17 protein-coding genes are annotated in these 18,905 nt (G+C 44.5%); 12 read left to right on the top strand and 5 right to left on the bottom strand.

Translation table 11 applies throughout. From position 1 onward, the window contains the following. The 3 genes from thrA to thrC all read left to right on the top strand — a co-directional run. On the top strand, window positions 1-2,315 hold a 2,315-nt coding region (gene thrA, locus AB4653_RS12100; RefSeq protein WP_372104258.1), incomplete at its 5' end, for a bifunctional aspartate kinase/homoserine dehydrogenase I. A 17-nt stretch (window positions 2,316-2,332) separates the two neighbouring features. Next, entirely contained in the window at window positions 2,333-3,289 is a 957-nt protein-coding gene (gene thrB / locus AB4653_RS12095) for a homoserine kinase (RefSeq protein ID WP_102257743.1), read from the top strand. Continuing rightward, window positions 3,286-4,569 carry a threonine synthase gene (gene thrC / locus AB4653_RS12090; protein ID WP_009848414.1) on the top strand — a complete coding sequence of 428 codons (1,284 nt, stop codon included), beginning with the start codon at window positions 3,286-3,288 and terminating at the stop codon, window positions 4,567-4,569. Before thrB ends, thrC begins: the two co-directional genes overlap by 4 nt. Window positions 4,570-4,647: 78 nt before the next feature. Here the strand turns inward: thrC and grcA are convergent, their stop codons facing one another. Further along, window positions 4,648-5,025: an autonomous glycyl radical cofactor GrcA gene (grcA, locus tag AB4653_RS12085; RefSeq protein ID WP_009848415.1), complete on the bottom strand. Its 378-nt coding sequence runs from the start codon at window positions 5,023-5,025 to the stop codon at window positions 4,648-4,650. A 326-nt stretch (window positions 5,026-5,351) separates the two neighbouring features. Between grcA and nfo the strand changes: the two genes are divergently transcribed. From nfo to AB4653_RS12070, 3 genes are all read left to right on the top strand, one after another. Continuing rightward, entirely contained in the window at window positions 5,352-6,260 is a 909-nt protein-coding gene (gene nfo, locus AB4653_RS12080; RefSeq protein WP_009848416.1) for a deoxyribonuclease IV, read from the top strand. A gap of 397 nt (window positions 6,261-6,657) precedes the next feature. Continuing rightward, complete coding sequence (gene ung / locus AB4653_RS12075) at window positions 6,658-7,338, top strand: uracil-DNA glycosylase (RefSeq protein ID WP_009848417.1); 681 nt, start codon at window positions 6,658-6,660, stop codon at window positions 7,336-7,338. Between the two features lie 86 nt (window positions 7,339-7,424). Beyond that, complete coding sequence (locus tag AB4653_RS12070; RefSeq protein WP_032555322.1) at window positions 7,425-7,976, top strand: hemerythrin domain-containing protein; 552 nt, start codon at window positions 7,425-7,427, stop codon at window positions 7,974-7,976. A 151-nt stretch (window positions 7,977-8,127) separates the two neighbouring features. Here the strand turns inward: AB4653_RS12070 and AB4653_RS12065 are convergent, their stop codons facing one another. Continuing rightward, on the bottom strand, window positions 8,128-8,316 hold the full coding sequence (locus tag AB4653_RS12065) for a DUF3545 family protein (protein WP_009848419.1): 189 nt from the start codon (window positions 8,314-8,316) through the stop codon (window positions 8,128-8,130). Between the two features lie 711 nt (window positions 8,317-9,027). On the opposite strand from AB4653_RS12065, the gene AB4653_RS12060 reads away from it, so the two are divergent. Both AB4653_RS12060 and yaaA read left to right on the top strand, forming a co-directional pair. Continuing rightward, on the top strand, window positions 9,028-10,458 hold the full coding sequence (locus AB4653_RS12060) for a sodium:alanine symporter family protein (protein WP_009848420.1): 1,431 nt from the start codon (window positions 9,028-9,030) through the stop codon (window positions 10,456-10,458). A gap of 226 nt (window positions 10,459-10,684) precedes the next feature. Then, window positions 10,685-11,461 carry a peroxide stress protein YaaA gene (yaaA, locus tag AB4653_RS12055; protein WP_009848421.1) on the top strand — a complete coding sequence of 259 codons (777 nt, stop codon included), beginning with the start codon at window positions 10,685-10,687 and terminating at the stop codon, window positions 11,459-11,461. Window positions 11,462-11,641: 180 nt separating this feature from the next. Here the strand turns inward: yaaA and srmB are convergent, their stop codons facing one another. Together srmB and AB4653_RS12045 are read right to left on the bottom strand one after the other, a co-directional pair. Further along, entirely contained in the window at window positions 11,642-12,907 is a 1,266-nt protein-coding gene (srmB, locus tag AB4653_RS12050; RefSeq protein WP_009848422.1) for an ATP-dependent RNA helicase SrmB, read from the bottom strand. A 107-nt stretch (window positions 12,908-13,014) separates the two neighbouring features. Beyond that, the gene (locus tag AB4653_RS12045) at window positions 13,015-13,743 is read right to left on the bottom strand and encodes a tRNA1(Val) (adenine(37)-N6)-methyltransferase (RefSeq protein WP_009848423.1); all 729 of its coding nucleotides are present in this window, start codon (window positions 13,741-13,743) and stop codon (window positions 13,015-13,017) included. Between the two features lie 314 nt (window positions 13,744-14,057). Between AB4653_RS12045 and brnQ the strand changes: the two genes are divergently transcribed. Continuing rightward, the gene (gene brnQ, locus AB4653_RS12040) at window positions 14,058-15,371 is read left to right on the top strand and encodes a branched-chain amino acid transport system II carrier protein (protein WP_032555323.1); all 1,314 of its coding nucleotides are present in this window, start codon (window positions 14,058-14,060) and stop codon (window positions 15,369-15,371) included. Window positions 15,372-15,541: 170 nt separating this feature from the next. Here the strand turns inward: brnQ and fldB are convergent, their stop codons facing one another. Next, window positions 15,542-16,063, bottom strand: coding sequence for a flavodoxin FldB (gene fldB / locus AB4653_RS12035; protein ID WP_102257732.1), 522 nt, complete (start codon window positions 16,061-16,063; stop codon window positions 15,542-15,544). 150 nt (window positions 16,064-16,213) lie between these two features. Here fldB and xerD point away from each other — a divergent pair, with 150 nt between their 5' ends. The 3 genes from xerD to AB4653_RS12020 form a co-directional block, all read left to right on the top strand. Further along, window positions 16,214-17,128 (top strand): site-specific tyrosine recombinase XerD, encoded by a 915-nt coding sequence (xerD, locus tag AB4653_RS12030; RefSeq protein WP_041472738.1) that lies wholly within the window; start codon window positions 16,214-16,216, stop codon window positions 17,126-17,128. 26 nt (window positions 17,129-17,154) lie between these two features. After that, window positions 17,155-17,934, top strand: coding sequence for a thioredoxin fold domain-containing protein (locus tag AB4653_RS12025; RefSeq protein ID WP_009848427.1), 780 nt, complete (start codon window positions 17,155-17,157; stop codon window positions 17,932-17,934). Between the two features lie 79 nt (window positions 17,935-18,013). Beyond that, window positions 18,014-18,905 (top strand): DHH family phosphoesterase (locus AB4653_RS12020; RefSeq protein WP_372104255.1); only part of this gene is annotated, 892 nt, incomplete at its 3' end.

The following is an 18,905-nucleotide window of genomic DNA, read 5'->3' as shown; positions in this document are numbered from 1 at the left end:
CTGTTATTGAAGCAGCACTAAAAAATGGTGAAGCAGACGTACAGATCACCGAGATCGAATCATCATTCGCTGCATTGTTTGCAGAGATTCAAGCGGTATTGCCGTCAGTAGATGGCTCTGCGTTTCAAGAGCAAGTCGATACCTCTCTTGCTCAACTTAAGCAGTTCGTGAATGGTATTAACCTACTGGGCATGTGCCCGAATCACGTAAATGCTCGTATCATTAGTAAAGGTGAGCGAGTTTCAATCCAGCTAATGAAAGCGGTGCTGGAAGCGAAAGGCCAACCAGCAAGCCTGATTGACCCTGTGGAATACCTCTATGCTCAAGGTGATCATCTTGAAGCTATGGTGGATGTGGATGTTTCAACTCAGAACTTCCGCCAATCACCGCTTCCTAAAGGTCACGTAAATATCATGCCGGGCTTTACTGCTGGTAATGAAAAAGGCGAGCTAGTAACGCTTGGCCGTAACGGCTCTGACTACTCAGCTGCAGTTCTAGCGGCATGTCTACGTGCTGATTGCTGTGAGATTTGGACTGACGTCGATGGTGTTTACAACTGTGACCCACGCTTAGTAGATGATGCCCGTCTTCTTAAATCACTTAGCTACCAAGAAGCGATGGAGCTTTCTTACTTCGGTGCTTCAGTTCTACACCCGAAAACTATCGCACCTATCGCACAATTCCATATTCCATGTCTGATCAAAAACAGCTTCAACCCACAGGGAGCAGGCACTTTGATTGGCCAAGACACTGGCGAAGATAACCTGGCGATCAAAGGTATCACTACGCTAAGTGACCTAACGATGGTTAACGTATCAGGCCCAGGTATGAAGGGCATGGTAGGCATGGCGAGTCGTGTATTCGGCGCGATGTCTTCTGCAGGCGTTTCTATTGTCCTTATTACTCAATCTTCTTCTGAGTACAGCATCAGCTTCTGTATTGAATCGGCTGACAAAGTGAAAGCGAAGCAAGTGTTATCAGATGCGTTTGAACTCGAACTTAAAGATGGCCTATTAGAGCCAGTTGAGTTCATGGATGATGTTGCGATTGTGACGCTGGTGGGTGACGGTATGCGTACTTCACGTGGTGTCGCTTCTCAGTTCTTCTCTTCTTTAGCGGAAGTGAACGTTAACATCGTCGCTATTGCTCAAGGCTCTTCAGAGCGCGCTATCTCTGCGGTTATCCCGGAAGATAAAATCTCAGAAGCAATCAAAGCGTGTCACGAAAACCTATTTAACTCTAAGCACTTCCTTGACGTCTTCGTTGTCGGTGTTGGCGGTGTTGGTGGTGAGCTTGTTGACCAGATCCAACGTCAACAAGGCAAACTGGCTGAAAAAGGCATCGTGATTCGCGTATGTGGTTTAGCAAACAGCAAAGGCTTGCTGCTAGACAGCGATGGTCTACCGCTAGAACAGTGGCGTGATCGTATGTCGAGTGCGACAGAAGAGTTTAGCCTAGCGCGTTTAGCTGCACTTGTTCAACGTAACCACATCATCAACCCTGTGTTGGTTGATTGTACGTCTAGCGAAGGTATTGCGGGGCAATACGCTGATTTTCTAGCGGCTGGTTTCCATGTTGTAACACCAAACAAAAAAGCCAACACGGCAAGCATGGCTTACTACCATCAGCTTCGTGAAGTGGCACGTAACTCTCGTCGTAAGTTGATGTACGAGACAACAGTAGGCGCAGGTCTACCGGTAATCGAAAACCTACAGAACCTAATTTCTGCGGGTGATGAGCTTGAGAAGTTCAACGGCATTCTTTCTGGTTCACTGTCTTACATCTTCGGTAAGCTTGATGAGGGTATGACACTCAGCCAAGCAACCAACATTGCTAAAGATAACGGCTTCACTGAGCCGGATCCTCGTGATGATCTGTCTGGTATGGACGTTGCGCGTAAGCTGCTTATTCTTGCTCGTGAAGCGGGTATGGCACTTGAGCTTGAAGATGTTGAAGTTGACCAAGCATTGCCACCGGGTTTTGATGACTCAGGTACAGTTGACGAGTTCATGGCTCGCTTGCCAGAAGCGGATGCATACTTCAAAGAGCAGTCAGCTATCGCAGCAGAAGAAGGCAAAGTACTTCGTTATGTGGGTGAGATCGCTGAAGGTAAATGTAAGGTTCGTATCGCAGCTGTTGATGGCGATGACCCAATGTTTAAGATTAAAGATGGCGAGAACGCTCTGGCATTCTACAGCCGTTACTACCAGCCAATCCCACTCGTTCTGCGTGGCTACGGTGCAGGTACTGAAGTTACAGCAGCAGGCGTATTCTCTGATGTGATGCGTACTCTTGGTTGGAAATTAGGAGTTTAGGAATGAGTTCAAGTGATATGGATGTTGTTGTTTATGCTCCTGCATCAATCGGCAATGTCAGTGTAGGGTTTGATGTGCTGGGGGCCGCTGTGTCTCCAGTGGATGGCACATTGCTTGGTGACCGAGTAATGGTTAAAGCCGGTGATGAACCATTCTCGCTAAAAACAGCAGGCAGCTTTGTTTCTAAGCTGCCAACTGAAACCAAAGAAAATATTGTCTATGACTGCTGGGTTGTGTTCTCTCGCGAGTTAGATAAGAAAGGTATCTCAGTTAAGTCTTTAGAGATGACACTAGAGAAGAACATGCCTATCGGTTCTGGTTTAGGGTCGAGTGCATGTTCAATTGTCGCAGCACTAGATGCTTTGAACCGTTTTCATGGTCAACCGTTGAATGAAACTGAACTGCTTGCTCTTATGGGTGAAATGGAAGGTAAGATTTCAGGTGGCATACATTACGATAACGTAGCGCCATGTTACCTTGGTGGTGTGCAATTAATGTTGGAAGAGCTTGGCATTATTAGCCAAGAGGTTCCATGTTTTGACGATTGGTATTGGGTAATGGCGTACCCGGGCATCAAGGTTTCAACGGCTGAAGCGCGAGAGATCTTGCCTTCTCAGTATCGCCGTCAAGATGTGATTGCCCATGGTCGTCATTTAGCGGGCTTTATTCATGCTTGTCACTCTGGTCAGCCGGAGCTAGCCGCTAAGATGATCAAAGACGTGATTGCTGAACCATATCGTGAGAAACTGCTTCCAGGGTTTGTTGATGCACGCAAATATGCAACGTCAGCAGGAGCATTAGCTACTGGAATTTCTGGTAGTGGCCCTACGCTATTTAGCATTTGCAAAGAACAAGATGTCGCCGAGCGTGTTGCACGCTGGTTAGAACAAAACTACGTACAAAATGAAGAAGGATTCGTCCACGTTTGTCGCTTAGATAAACAAGGTTCGATCGTTACAGGAAGTGAGTTATGAAGCTGTACAACATCAAAGAAAACGATGAGCAAGTCTCTTTTGGCCAAGCCGTTCGTCAAGGTCTAGGTCGTAATCAAGGTCTATTTTTCCCATCAGAGCTGCCTAAGTTCGATGACATCGATGCACTACTTGCAGAGGACTTTGTCCCTCGTAGTTCAAAGATTCTTTCTGCTCTAATTGGTGATGAGTTACCAAAAGAACAGATTGATCAACTAGTGGATGCGGCATTCCAATTCCCAGCACCGATCAACCAAGTGAAAGACGGTGTTTACGCACTTGAACTGTTTCACGGTCCAACGTTAGCATTTAAAGATTTCGGTGGCCGTTTTATGGCTCAATCTTTGGCTGCGGTTTCTGATGGCGGTCAAATCACAATCTTAACGGCAACATCGGGTGATACTGGCGCTGCGGTTGCACACGCATTCTACGGCATGGAAAACATCAATGTTGTTATCCTGTACCCGAAAGGCAAGATCAGCCCACTGCAAGAAAAGCTATTCTGTACGTTAGGTAAGAACATCCATACTGTCGCGATTGATGGCGATTTTGATGCGTGTCAGGCATTAGTAAAAGACGCGTTTGACGACGCTGAATTGCGTAAAGAAATTGGCTTAAACTCAGCAAACTCAATCAACATCAGCCGTTTGATGGCTCAGATCTGTTACTACTTTGAGGCGGCTTCTCAGCTAACCAAAGAGCAACGTGAAAATCTGGTTATCTCTGTACCAAGTGGTAACTTTGGTAACCTAACTGCGGGTCTATTAGCGAAAGCGCTAGGCTTACCGGTTAAACGCTTCATTGCAGCAACCAACGAAAACGACACGGTTCCCCGTTACCTAGAAACAGGTCAATGGGATCCAAAACCAACGGTTGCGACAACATCGAACGCGATGGACGTGAGCCAACCAAACAACTGGCCACGTATCGAAGAGCTTTGCCAACTGAAAGGTTGGGGACTGGATACTTTGGGTAAAGGTAAAGTATCTGATGAGCAGAGTGCTGAATCAGTACGTGATCTAAAAGCTCAAGGTTACCTGTGTGAACCTCATGGTGCGATTGCTTACCGTCTATTGGAAGAGCAACTGCAAGAGAGCGAGACAGGCCTTTTCTTATGTACGGCACACCCTGCGAAATTCAAAGAAGTGGTTGATGACATCTTAGGTACTGACATTGAACTTCCTGGTCCGCTAGCAAAACACGCGGTGATGGAGTTGTTGTCTGAAGATCTAGATAACGATTTTGAAGTGCTAAAAGCAGTGCTTCGTCGAGTTCAACCGTAACCTATATCGGTATTGTTGAACAAATAAAAACGGCGCTCAATGAGCGCCGTTTTTGTATTCTAATTCAAGCTCTAAAAATTATAGAGACTCAGTGAACGTACGTGCGATAACGTCACGTTGCTGTTCAGTAGTTAGAGAGTTGAAACGTACAGCGTAACCCGATACACGGATAGTTAGCTGTGGGTAGTTCTCTGGGTGAGCAACAGCATCTTCTAGCGTTTCACGCTTAAGAACGTTAACGTTTAGGTGTTGACCACCTTCGATGCGTGGTGCTGCTTCGATAGCAACTTCACGGCTTTCGTACTCGCCTAGGTCTGCAGCTGAGATAACTTGGTCAGCTTCGAAACCTGAAGTAGCAACAACACAACGAGCTTCATTCTTCTCGCTATCTAGTAGCCAGATTGAGTTTAGTAGGTCATCGTTTGCTGCTTTAGTAATTTGAATACCTTGGATCATAACTATCTCCTAGTCCACTTTATGTGGTTTGATTATGGTGTTAACTTTCGAATTTTATTGAGCTGAGTAATGTATACCTAGTTTGTGGTAGTTTAATATTGATTTAAGTCAAAAAACAACCAAAAACCTCATTTTTTTCAAGGTGATTACTTTGAGTTAAATCAATAAAACCTTTGAAAACAAAGTAATTACAAAATATTTTAAAGTATAAAAAATATTTAACAGTGGCATTTGTTGTAAATTTACTACATTTGTTGTGTTTTTATTGACCTGTAAGTGATACGACCCTTTAATTATTAAGCATCCTGAAAGTGTAAAGTGATTTAATGACAAACAATAATTCATCTTCAAAACCTGAAACTAATATTAAGTTTATTGGTGCGCATGTGTCTGCTGCGGGCGGTGTTGATCAGGCGCCAATGCGCGCAAGAGAGATTGGCGCCAATGCTTTTGCACTGTTCACCAAAAACCAAAGACAGTGGGCAGCAAAGCCGCTAGAAGCCAAAACCATCAGCGCCTTTAAAGCCAACTGTAAAATGTTAGGTTTTAGCGCTGAGCACATCCTTCCTCATGACTCCTACCTTATTAACCTAGGAGCACCAGAAGAAGAGAAGCTAGAGAAATCACGTGCGGCTTTTATTGATGAAATGGAGCGTTGTAACCAACTAGGACTCACGCTTTTGAATTTTCATCCTGGGAGTCATTTGAAGAAAATCTCAGAAAGCGAATGTTTGGCCAAGATCGCCGAGTCTATCAATTTGGCTCATCAAGCGGTGCCTGATGTGATTGCGGTGATTGAGAATACCTCAGGGCAGGGGACGAACCTTGGCTGGAAGTTTGAGCAACTAGCAGAGATCATCGACCAAGTAGAAGATAAATCACGCGTTGGTGTGTGTTTAGACACTTGCCATACTTTTACAGCCGGTTATGACCTACGAACAAAAGAAGCATGTGATCATACTTTTGCTGAGTTCGACCGCATCGTGGGTATGCACTATCTAAGAGCAATGCACATCAATGATTCAAAAGCTGAGTTTGCAAGCCGTGTAGATCGACACCATTCTTTAGGAAAAGGCGAAATAGGCTGGGATTGTTTTGAGTATATAGCCTCTGATTCTCGCTTTAATGGTATCCCTCTCATTTTAGAAACCATTGATTCGACTATCTGGAAAGAGGAAATTCAACAACTTAGGATGTTCCATCGCTCAGCAACGCTAGCGAGCGAAGACGCGTAATAATAGAGGGAATAATTAATTTCCTTCTACTCCTAAAAATTGGCACCTTTCTTTCATAGTATTAAAGTGAATATGTAGTTCACGATGTCTTAGAGGAGGTGCCTTTATGTATTCAATCACCCAAACTTCAACTGTTGCTGTCGCACGCCGTTTACCAACACCAAACCGTCACGTGCATAACCACGGGCACCACCGTACACAGCAGAAAAGTGGCTAATCGAGATAAACACAACTTGAACTGATTATTATGATTCATCAACAAGTGAACCCTACACATCATGTTTATTGATAGCTGTATGAGGTATAACTAGAGCCTTATTTAGGACAGTTAGCCGATACAGCTATTTTTTTGTCTGGCGAAAGCCGCTAGAAACCTTGATGATTGGGAAGTAAAACGATGAGCGCACCAAAGACTTGGGAATCCATTATTAATGATGAACGTGACAAAGAGTACTTTCAGAGTGTCCTCGCGTTTGTTGAACAGCAACGAAATAGTGGGAAAACCGTCTACCCTCCTCAAGAGCTGGTGTTCAGTGCCTTCGATATGACGCCTTTCGAGTCCGTACGCGTGGTTATCCTAGGGCAAGATCCTTATCACGGCGCTAACCAAGCTCATGGCTTAGCTTTTTCTGTACTGCCAGGTGTAAAAATCCCTCCTTCTCTACGTAATATGTACAAAGAGCTTGCGCAAGATATAGAGGGCTTTGAGATCCCGAGTCATGGCTACCTCGACACTTGGGCATCTCAAGGGGTGTTAATGTTGAATACGGTACTGACAGTAGAAGAGGCAAAAGCACACTCACATGCTAAGTGTGGTTGGGAAACCTTTACCGATGCCATTATTGCAGAGCTCAATCAGCGCTCTGAACCGATCATCTTCTTGTTGTGGGGCGCACACGCCCAGAAGAAAGGCCAAGCGATTGATGCAGACAAGCACCATGTGTTGGTTGCACCTCATCCATCACCATTATCAGCACGCCGTGGTTTCTTCGGTTGTCAGCATTTTTCGATGACCAACGAGCTACTCTCTTCTATTAATCAACAGCCTATCGATTGGACATTACCACTGGCACTGTAGATTGATGGTTTTCTGAGCAGGGTCAAACCACAAATTGCTATCTTCATATACACTTGTAAATAGTAGGTGTAATGGAGTGCAATACTATGATGATTGAAAGGATAAGACGAGAGCATGGCTATATGGCTCGTTTGCTCGCGATACTCAACAATAAGTTAGAGCTTCTAAAACAAGAGCGAGAAATAAACTATAGCCTGATCGCAGAGGTGGTTCATTATCTGATGAACCATTCAGACAAGGTGCATCACCCGAAAGAAGATGTTATTTATCGTTACTACCTAAAGCAATATGGCAGTGATCAAGTCATTGAAGACTTGGAACTGGAGCATCAATTGCTTTCCGAGAAAACGGCGGACTTTTTAGGTGTGGTCGATATGATCCTTCAAGATGCGGTCGTTCCTCAACAAGTATTTATTGAGCAGCTTGAAGCTTTTGTTAAAGCTCAACGAAAACACATGGAATATGAAGAGAAGCATGTGTTACCAATGATTGTTGAGTCGTTCACAGTTAAAGATTGGCAAGAGGTGGAGTCTCAATGGCTTCAACCTGAAGACGACCCTGTCTTTGGAGAGACAATTGCTGATGAGTACCGCCAACTCGCGGCTCGTGTTCGACAAAATGAACAAGAGTGCGTTTAGCCAGTTGTCATGTTGAAGCGTGACTATTTTAGATGCTCTCTATTTTAGAGGGCTAGTTCCCAAATGACGCTTTGAGCGGATTAAATACCTCGTAAAATAAAAAAGGCACCTATACAGGTGCTTTTTGCTATCTGATTTCTTATCGTGCTGATTAAAGCTTTATATCGTCAAGGCTAAAATCGAGACCTAGGTTCATCTCTCTAAGCTCTTTCTCAAGCTGTCTACGATCATTGATTGCCTCAATTTCACGCCATTTACGTTTGAGTGGTTTAGAGCGTGTTTTTTGAGTGGTACGAGGCATTTCTAGTTCTGATAATTCATCGAATTGAAAGCTATCCATAAGCATATCTCCTTCCGTGGGATTCGTTCTTACGAACCATTAAATATCATATTTAAGTTCACAATAACCTTGATTTGTTTCTCATTCGTTTCAAATATATGAAGTTTTTGTTCTGTTTTATTATGCATGCTCACACATTTCGGGGATTTTTGTGTACAAAAAATAAGCAAACAAACTTAAGTAAACGATTAAATTAGGGGGGATTGAATGTTAATTCATTGTGCAAATGGAATAGCATTTTGACTACAGTGCATTTAAGTGCGCATTGTGCCGTGTAGTATAGGGATCTCATTACCCTAGAAAAAAACACAGATCTTCACTATACCTTGTAAAACCTAGGCTGACGTCATTTTTACGGGATGGTGTTTTTGTTTTTATAGTGCCTTAGTTTTTGTTGATATTATGTCCTGACAATGTGACTTTTATTAGGCGCTATTGTTGAAAGTTGTGTTAACAAAAGGTGTATTATTAGTGAAATGTCATTTTAATATGTGTTTATTTTCATATTGATTTTTAGGCCGTCTCGCTGCATTATCCGCCCGTCAAAAAATACACCGATACGTAAAATGGATGCATGAAGCGACATTTACAATCTAGATCGCAACAAATAAATATAAATCTAATGCCGACACAACTATTGACACTGGCATAGGTGATCTAGAGGAAGGCTAGGAAGCAAGATCGGTGCTTAAACTCAATTACGAGGTTCACGTGACAGACTTAATCAATTTGATGAACGATCTCCTTTGGGGATCTATCTTAGTTTACTTACTCGTTGGTGTGGGTATCTACTTCACTGTACGACTAGGTTTCATTCAATTCCGCCATTTCGGCCACATGTTTTCTGTTCTTAGAAACAGCCGTAAAGCAGACAGTGCAGGTATCTCCTCTTTCCAAGCACTTTGTACTAGTCTAGCAGCACGTGTCGGTACGGGTAACATGGCTGGTGTTGCTGTAGCACTAACCGCTGGTGGCCCTGGCGCTATCTTCTGGATGTGGCTAATTGCCATGCTAGGTATGGCAACATCGTTTGCAGAAAGCACACTGGCACAGCTATACAAAACGCGTGATAACGACGGTAACTACCGCGGTGGCCCTGCATACTACATGGAGAAAGGCCTAGGTATGCGTTGGATGGGGGTTCTATTCTCTATCTTCCTAATCATTGCATTCGGTCTTGTATTCAACGCGGTTCAAGCGAACGCGATTGCAAGCGCAATGAACACGGCATTCGACTTTGAGCGCAGCTACGTTGGTGTTGGTATCGTAATTATCTCTGCATTCGTTATCTTCGGTGGTATCCGTAAGATTGCTCGCACTGCAGAAATCATTGTTCCAATTATGGCACTGGCTTACTTAGCTATCGCTATCTACGTAATGCTAATGAACATTGAGAAAGTGCCTGAAGTTCTGGCTCTTATCTTCAAGAGTGCATTCGGTCTGCAAGAAGCAGCAGCGGGTGGCCTAGGTTACGCAATCGCACAAGCGATGATTAACGGCATCAAACGTGGTTTGTTCTCGAACGAAGCGGGTATGGGTTCTGCGCCAAACGCAGCAGCTTCTGCTACGCCTTACCCACCACACCCAGCATCACAAGGTTATGTGCAAATGCTAGGTGTGTTCATGGACACAATTGTTATCTGTTCTGCAACAGTAGCAATCATCTTGATGTCTGGTGAATATGTACCACACGGTGAAGTAACGGGTATCGAACTCACGCAACGTGCACTAACAGCACAAGTCGGCGAATGGGGTGGTATCTTTGTAGCGGTAGCGATTTTCTTCTTCGCTTTCACTTCAATCATTGCAAACTACTCGTACGCAGAAACAAACCTTATCTTCTTAGAGCACAACAACAAGAAGGGCCTAGTGCTGTTCCGTATCGTTGTACTGGGTATGGTTATGTTCGGTTCTCTCGCGACACTGCCAACGGTATGGGCATTAGCTGACGTATCGATGGGCCTAATGGCGATTGTGAACTTGGTAGCGATCATCTTGCTGTCGGGTATCGTGATTAAGCTAGCGAAAGACTACAACCGTCAATTAGACGCGGGTAAAGTACCCACGTTCGATGCGGATGATTTCCCAGAGCTTAAGGCTCAATTGGAAGATGGTATTTGGGTTAACAACAAGAAGAAGTAATCTTGTTGGAGTGATTCATCACTCATCCTAAAATCATTAGAAAGGCTAAGGTTTCGACCTTAGCCTTTTTCTTTGCCTGCGATATTTTCTTTATTATCGATTCTTCTTTGTAAGCGACTTACAGCTAGATCTGTCTATCAAAGTAATAGGAAGAGTCATAAAGACAAGTTGATGTTTTTTCTATACTCTAGCTGCATCCAGTTAGATAACCGATTAGGGTAAAGTTATGTTAGTTGTCGTTTCTCCAGCCAAGACATTAGATTACGAATCACCATTAGCGACTGAGCGCTTCAGCCAGCCAGAGTTTGTTGAGCACTCTGCAGAGCTTATTGAAGTGTGTCGTAAGCTGACACCTGCTGATGTATCAGCATTGATGAAGGTAAGCGATAAGATTGCTGGGCTGAACGTAGCGCGCTTTGAGCAATGGAGTGAGACCTTTACCCAAGAGAATGCTCGCCAAGCTATTTTGGCGTTCAAAGGTGACGTCTACACAGGCTTAGATGCTGAAACATTGTCGGACGATGATTTTGACTACGCACAGAATCACCTGCGCATGCTTTCTGGGTTATATGGCTTGCTTAAGCCGTTAGATCTGATGCAGCCATACCGCCTAGAGATGGGTACACGTTTGGCCAATGCTCGTGGTACTAACTTGTACCAGTTCTGGGGTAACATCATCACAGATAAGCTGAATGAAGCGCTGAATGCTCAAGGCGACAATGTGTTGATTAACCTAGCATCGAACGAATACTTTAAAGCGGTGAAGCCGAAGAGCCTTGATGGTCAAATCATCACGCCAGTTTTTAAAGACTGCAAGAATGGCCAGTACAAGGTGATCAGTTTTTACGCCAAGAAAGCGCGTGGCATGATGGCTCGCTACATCATTGAGAACAAAATCGATTCAGTGGAAGCACTGACCAAGTTTGATACGGCGGGTTACTACTTCGTTGAAGAAGAGTCGAACGTGAAAGAGTTAGTCTTCAAGCGTGAAGAGCAAAACTAATAGCTCTTGGTTAATTAGTCACTCTTGGTTAACGAGTTACTTCGGCTTTAGCCTGTAATTAAAATTAGAGACGAGTTATTTAGCCTGATAACAGGCCAGACAATAATAAGCCAGACAAAGAAAAGCCCCATGCAGATAACTGCATGGGGCTTTTTATTGAATCATTGAAAGGCGGTTCGATTACTTGTTCTTAACGGCTTTCTTTTTCTTAGCGATTTTCTTTTTCTTAGCAATTTTTTGCTTAGCCACCGCTTTCTTGTCTTCTTTCTTCGGTTTTTTCTTCTTTGTTACCGCGGCTTTCTTATGCGTTGGGCGCATGCCTTCGATGAAGCGCTCTTTGATCGCATCTTCAGTGTAACGAGCCACACGTTCAATCATTAGTTGATCGTGCGCTTCAATGATAGAAACCGCGTTACCTTTCTTACCTGCACGAGCCGTACGGCCGATGCGGTGTAGGTATACATCTGCTGTACGCGGCATGTCGTAGTTAATAACGTGGCTTACATCTGGAAGGTCGATACCACGAGCTGCGACGTCAGTTGCCAGCAGTACGTTGATAGAACCATCGCGGAAACGAGAAATCGCGTTGTTACGACGATCTTGAGGCATTTCACCTTGGATCCATACACACGGGATCTGTGCACTTTCTAATTGAGCTCGTAGGTCACCTAGGCGGTCACGAGTCTTCAAGAAGATGATGCTGCGTTCAGCTTGCTCTGTGATGATATGTTTTAGGATATCAAGCTTGTGCTTAGCTGAATCGGCACGGTGATACCATTGAGTGATCTTCTTACGTTCACGCAATGACGATTTTGCATCGATCTCTGCTGGGTTTTTCAGAAGGTCTTCAGTGAAACCTTCAATACCTTTACCTTCTAGCGTTGCTGAGAAAAGTAAAGTTTGTTTACGCCAGCGACACTCTGCAGACAGACGGTCAACAACAGGACCAAAGCCCATGTCTAGCATACGGTCAGCTTCATCGAGAACCAGCCATTCAATCGCACGGCAGTCAAAACGCTCGCCTTCAATGTATTCCATCAGACGACCAGGTGTTGCGACTACGATATCTTGAGTCGTGCTTAAGATATCTGCGTGCTCTTGGTACATCACACCGCCCGTGATCGTAAAGATATTTAGGCTGGTGTATTTAGCAAGTTCACGTGCTTGTTCGGTGATCTGCATTGCTAGCTCACGCGTTGGCGTCAGGATAAGCATACGTGCAGGGCCAGATTTCTTACGTGGGAAATCCAGTAGGTATTGCAGTGCTGGCAATACAAATGATGCTGTTTTACCAGTACCTGTTGGCGCAGAAGCCAAAACGTCTCTTCCATCTAACGCTTGTGGGATTGCTTCAGCTTGTATCTGTGTTGGGCGTTCGTAGCCCATTTCGTCAATTGCTTTAAGCAGCTCTTGGTTTAGATCGAGTTCTGCAAAGGTTCTGATCACTGTTGTTTCTCCACAAGCAATAAATGTTTCTGCCTCAAAAAGCAGACGATAAAAAAGAGTAGTCGGACATTATAGAAGCATTAGTGATTAGGATCACATGGTATTTGCTACATCTTGAGATAAAAATCTTTAGTAAGGGCAATAAATGCCTCGCTATAACCGCCATCGTGATGGATCGTAAGCGATTCACGCTGCAAATCTTGCTCGCTAACAGGATCTTTAGATAGTTCAAACAGGATTCTGCTTGGCGGTTTTTTGTCGGTTGTTTTCACATCAAGGCGCTTTGCTAGGTACCAACCACATTGCTCGGCAAGTTTGATGAAGCCTTCTCCTTCGGGCGTCGGCAGTATAAAACTGGCGGTGGCGGCATCAGTTGTTATCTCGAAACAACACTGGGCAAGTTGAAGGTGATCCAAGCTGTCGGTGTGTCTAGCGGTGGCTCTTTGACTTTGCTGTGCCTGTTCACCAGAGTTGAAGTAGGGCGGATTACAAATTATGGCATCAAATTGTTGCGAGAAATCCGTGGTTAACACGCTGTCGTGATGAAGGGAGATACGATCTTGCCAAGGCGACTGCTCAATATTGACTGTGGCAGCATCAATGGCGTGCTGATCAATATCGATCGCAGAGATTGAAGCATCCTCAAAACGCTGCGCAGCCATCAAGGCCAACAGACCTGTTCCTGTCCCTATATCGAGTACTAATGATTCAGGGGCAAGGTTAATCCATGATCCGAGCAGTACTCCATCGGTGCTAACAGGCATGCCGCTCTGTCCTCCGTAAATAGAGAACCTCTTAAAATTGAAGCTTTTAGTATTTGTCGTTTTGTCTTTCATGAATATTCTGATTATCGAGATATTTTAAGTGATTAGCTCTAATGTTAACTATTTGTGTAAATTAATATTCTAATTGCTTATCTATTGTTGCTAACAATGATCGGTTGATAATTATGTTAATCTGCATATATTTAGTTTAATTCACTACTTTTTGTTTATATATGCAAATTTATATGGTGTTTTTTTATGGTGACTTGCAGCTAGCCGAGTGTTTCGTCATTATGCGCGACTATTTTAAAGATTGATTGGCAGCTTCTCGCTGTAACATTCATGTAAGCACAACATAAACTCATAAATATAATTAAGGATTATCTGTGAAACAGAGTCTAAAACTAACAGATATAATGGCATTGGGCTTTATGCTTTTTGCGTTTTTCTTAGGTGCGGGTAACATCATCTTCCCACCTCTAGCTGGCCAATTAGCTGGTGATCACTTTCTTCCAGCGATGTCTGGTTTTCTGCTGACTGCCGTTGGTCTGCCGTTAATCACTATCGTCGCGGTTGCAGTGGCTGGTGGCTCTTGGGGTCACTTAACTAAAGATCTTCCTAAGAAAGCTGCAACCATCATGGCTGTGCTGATCTTTATCATTATCGGTCCTGCATTTGCTGCACCGCGTACTGGCCTTGTTGCATATGAGATGGCGGTGAAGCCGTTCTTCATTGATGCGACTCAAGTTCATCTAACTCTCTTTTCGATTGCATTTTTTGTGGTAGCGATGTTCTTCTCATGGTCACAAGGTAAGCTTATTGACGTTATTGGCAAGGTACTTACGCCTGCACTATTCGTTGGTTTGGTTGTACTGGCAGTTGCTGTGTTCATTAACCCACAAGGTGATGTCCTTGCGGCTCACGGTGAGTACATCACTCAGCCACTGACCAAAGGTTTCCTTGAAGGCTACAACACCATGGATACTTTTGCTGCTTTGATGTTTGGCATGCTGATTGTTGACGCAATTCGCAGTAAAGGCGTGACTGACCGCGCAGCAACAACTAAGTACCTAATCAGTGCGGGCTGTATTGCCGCTGCGGGTCTAGCATTTGTTTACATCTCTCTGTTCTTCCTGGGCGCAACAAGCGCAACAGTTGCAGCAGGTGCAGATAATGGCGGCGCTATCTTAAGCCTATACGTCCAATCTTTGTTTGGCCCTTCAGGTCAACTCGTGCTTTCTGTGATCGTACTATTGGCTTGTCTAACGACGGCGATTGGCCTTGTATCAGCATGTTCTGATTACTTCAGCTCGCTAACACCTCTGTCTTACAAGACCTGGGTAATCATCAACGGTGTAGCTTGTGCAACCGTAGCGAACGTTGGCCTTTCTCAGTTAATTTCTCTGTCTGTTCCAGTTCTGTTTGCACTTTATCCAGTAGCAATCGCATTGGTCGCACTGACATTCTTGCGCAGCCGCTTTCCTAATCCAAAAGCGGCTTACCGCGTAGTGGTATTAGTGTCTCTACTGTTTGCTCTTATCGATGGTGCTAAAGTTGCAGGTATAGATGTATCTGCAATGAACATGCTGCCGTTGTTCGAAATCGGTATGGGTTGGTTGCTTCCAACAACTGCCGCAATCATCTGTATGTTCTTCGTTGGTAAATCAACAGAGCAAGAGATGGCTGAAGAGACTGTTTAATCTTCCGTTGAGATGACATTGTCCTTCGACATGAAATAGAAAAGGCCTCATTACTTCGCAGTAATGAGGCCTTTTTGTATTCTGTGATCTTTTAATATTCTGCTACTTCGCTACTTCGCTACTTCGCTACTTCGCTACTGAGTTACTTAGCTGAGTGTACTTCTGTTTGGTTATAGCTTTTCGCTGTACTCAACCAGTACTTGTTCAACCCAGCTAGCGATACGGTCGTCGCTCAGTTCGTATTGTGAATCTTCATCAAGCGCCAAACCAACGAATTGAGATTGGTCTTCAGTGAGAGCTTTAGACGCTTCGAACTCGTAGCTGTCATCGTTTGGCCAGAAACCGACAAACTCAGTGCCAGCGATTTTCAGCTCATCATGTAATAGACCCATCGCATCTAAGAACCACTCGCCGTAGCCTTCTTGGTCACCTAAACCAAACAGCGCTACAACCTTGCCTTTCATTGGCGTGGTTGCAATGTCTTCCCACAGTTCATTCCAATCTTCTTGGATTTCACCGAAGTCCCAAGTTGAGATACCGAGCAGTAAAAGATCGTAGTCCGCCATCAATGAAAGAGGGGTTTCTTTCACGTTATGGATATCAACTAGGTCTTCACCAATAATGCCGCGAATTTTCTCTGCTGCCATTTCTGTGTAGCAGGTGGTTGAGCCGTAAAATAATCCAATTTTCATAGCAAACGTTCAATTTTAATTTCAGATGGCGAATTCTAACCATAAATCGACTTCGATTGCAGCGATTATCCGCTCAAGTCGTAATTTTTATGGCATTCATATTTGCTCTGGCATACTCTCAAAACAGTTTCCAATATTGTGAGTAACACTATGCAGTCGCCTCAAGGGCAGAGCGCAGACCACGGTCTAGTAGAACAGTTTTTAGATGCTATGTGGATGGAGCGAGGATTATCGGAGAATACGCTTGTCTCGTACCGTACCGACCTGTCTAAGCTTCTAACGTGGATGGAAAAGAACAATTACCGCCTCGATTTTATTAGTCTTTCAGGACTACAGGATTATCAAGGTTGGTTAGCCGATGCTGACTTTAAGCAGACTTCTCGCGCTCGTATGTTGTCGGCTATTCGTCGCTTGTTTCAATATCTACACCGCGAGAAAGTAAGAGCCGACGACCCTAGTGCATTGTTGATCAGTCCCAAACTGCCGAAGCGCTTGCCAAAAGATTTGAGTGAAGAACAAGTGGATTCGCTGCTTGAAGCGCCAGATCCAAACGATCCAATCGAGCTTCGCGATAAAGCGATGCTTGAGTTACTCTATGCAACTGGACTTCGTGTTACGGAACTCGTCAGTTTGACGATGGAAAACATCAGCCTAAGACAAGGCGTGGTGCGTGTTATTGGTAAGGGCGGTAAAGAGCGCTTGGTGCCAATGGGCGAAAACGCCGTCGATTGGATAGAGACTTTTATTGAACAAGGTCGGCCACAACTGCTCGGTGATAACAGCTCGGATGTGGTTTTTCCGAGTAAACGCGCTAAGCAAATGACTCGTCAAACGTTCTGGTATCGTATCAAGCATTATTCGGTCATTGCTGGTATCGACACGGAATTATTGTCTCCACACGTATTGAGACATGCTTTTGCCACTCATTTACTGAACTATGGCGCCGATCTCAGGGTCGTACAGATGTTGCTTGGACATAGTGACTTATCGACCACCCAAATTTATACTCATGTGGCGACTGAAAGGCTGAAGCAAATTCACGCTCAGCATCACCCACGTGCTTAAATCCATTTATTTTTAAGGTGAACCTAATGAGCGTATTACGCCGTCTTCCTCTACTAGCGCTTCCTCTCATGATTACTGCATGTAATGCATCAGAGGCGAAAGTAGAAACAACATCAACAGCCGTAGAAGCTGCTCCAGCTCAAGCTATTGATACAGCTGCGTTAACTAAGCGTTTTGAAAAAATCGGTATTAAGGTCGATAAGATTGTTCCTTCGGATATCGATGGTCTTTTAGAAGTTCAAACCAACAGCGGTATTATCTTTTCTTCTCCAGAGGGCGATCATTTTCTAGCTGGTACACTTTACTCTTTGGATGAAAACGGTAAGTTCAGTGATGTTTTGGCTGAGCGTCAGGCTCCACTGAATGCTGAAAAAGTAGCAGCGATGTCGGATACGGTTATCGAATACAAAGCAGATAACGAAAAGTACGTTGTGACGGTATTTACTGACATTACTTGTGGCTACTGTGTTCGTCTGCACAGTCAAATGCAAGGCTACAACGATCTGGGTATCACCGTTCGTTACATGGCTTACCCACGTCAAGGTGCGACAGGGCAAGTTGCCGATCAAATGGCGGCAATCTGGGCGTCTGATGATCCAAAAACAGCTATGCATGATGCTAAAGTCAATCGTCAAATGCCAGCGTCTGGTAAAGACCTAGCAGAGCAAAAGCAGATCATTGCTAAACAATACCAACTCGGTCGTGAGCTTGGCATCAATGGCACTCCGGCTATCGTGCTAGCAAGTGGTGAGTTGGTGAGTGGTTACTTACCTCCAGCGCAACTTATTCAGCGTTTAGAGCAGTAATCTTCATTTTTTATTACCTATTATTCCCCCCTGTTTTTGATTTAAGGAGTGGCCTGATTGATATCAGGCCCATTTTTATATGATAGAGATCCAACGCCGTCCTGAGGTCGACACTTCAGTCTTACCTGCTCACTTACCTGACTTGTTAAAGCGCATTTATGTGAGTCGCGGAATCGACAGTGCTGACCAGCTAGAGACAGCTGCGAAAGGTTTGCACTCTTATCAAAAACTGGGCGGTATTGATGCTGCGGTTGAATTGTTGTTCAAAGTCATTCAGCAGCAAAAGCGCATCATCATTGTTGGTGACTTTGATGCCGATGGCGCGACAAGCTCCGCGTTGTCTGTGCTTGCTCTGCGAATGTTGGGCAGCTCTAATGTTGATTATCTGGTCCCCAATCGTTTTGAAGATGGTTATGGCTTGAGCCCCGAGGTTGTCGAACAGGCGATCGAACTTGGTGCTGAAGTGATCATGACAGTCGACAACGGTGTATCTTCAATTGACGGTGTTCGCTTTGCTAAAGAGAAAGGCCTTGATGTACTGGTTACTGATCATCACTTGCCTGGTTCTGAATTACCGATTGCAGATGCAATGGTCAATCCCAACCTAGAAAGCTGCGCATTTCCTTCAAAAGCGCTAGCCGGTGTGGGTGTCGCCTTTTACCTGATGATGGCATTGTGTGTTCATATGCGTAAGTTGGGCTGGTTTTCTCAACACGGCATGACAGAACCCAAGTTGATGGAACTGATTGATCTAGTGGCACTGGGTACTGTTGCGGATGTGGTACCACTTGATGAAAACAACCGAATCTTGGTACACCAAGGGCTACAACGCATTCGTGCAGGCAAAGCGCGTCCGGGTATTCAAGCCTTGATTGAAATTGCTAAGCGAGATGCTAAGCGTTTAGTTGCCTCCGATTTTGGTTTTGCGCTTGGTCCACGTATCAATGCGGCTGGCCGATTGGATGATATGT

This window comes from Vibrio sp. 10N.222.48.A3 (genome assembly GCF_041475345.1).
In the GTDB taxonomy this organism is placed as follows: Bacteria; Pseudomonadota; Gammaproteobacteria; order Enterobacterales; family Vibrionaceae; genus Vibrio; species Vibrio tasmaniensis_A.
The sequence above is the reverse complement of the archived record's forward strand: the minus strand, read 5'-3'. Positions and strand labels throughout refer to the sequence as shown.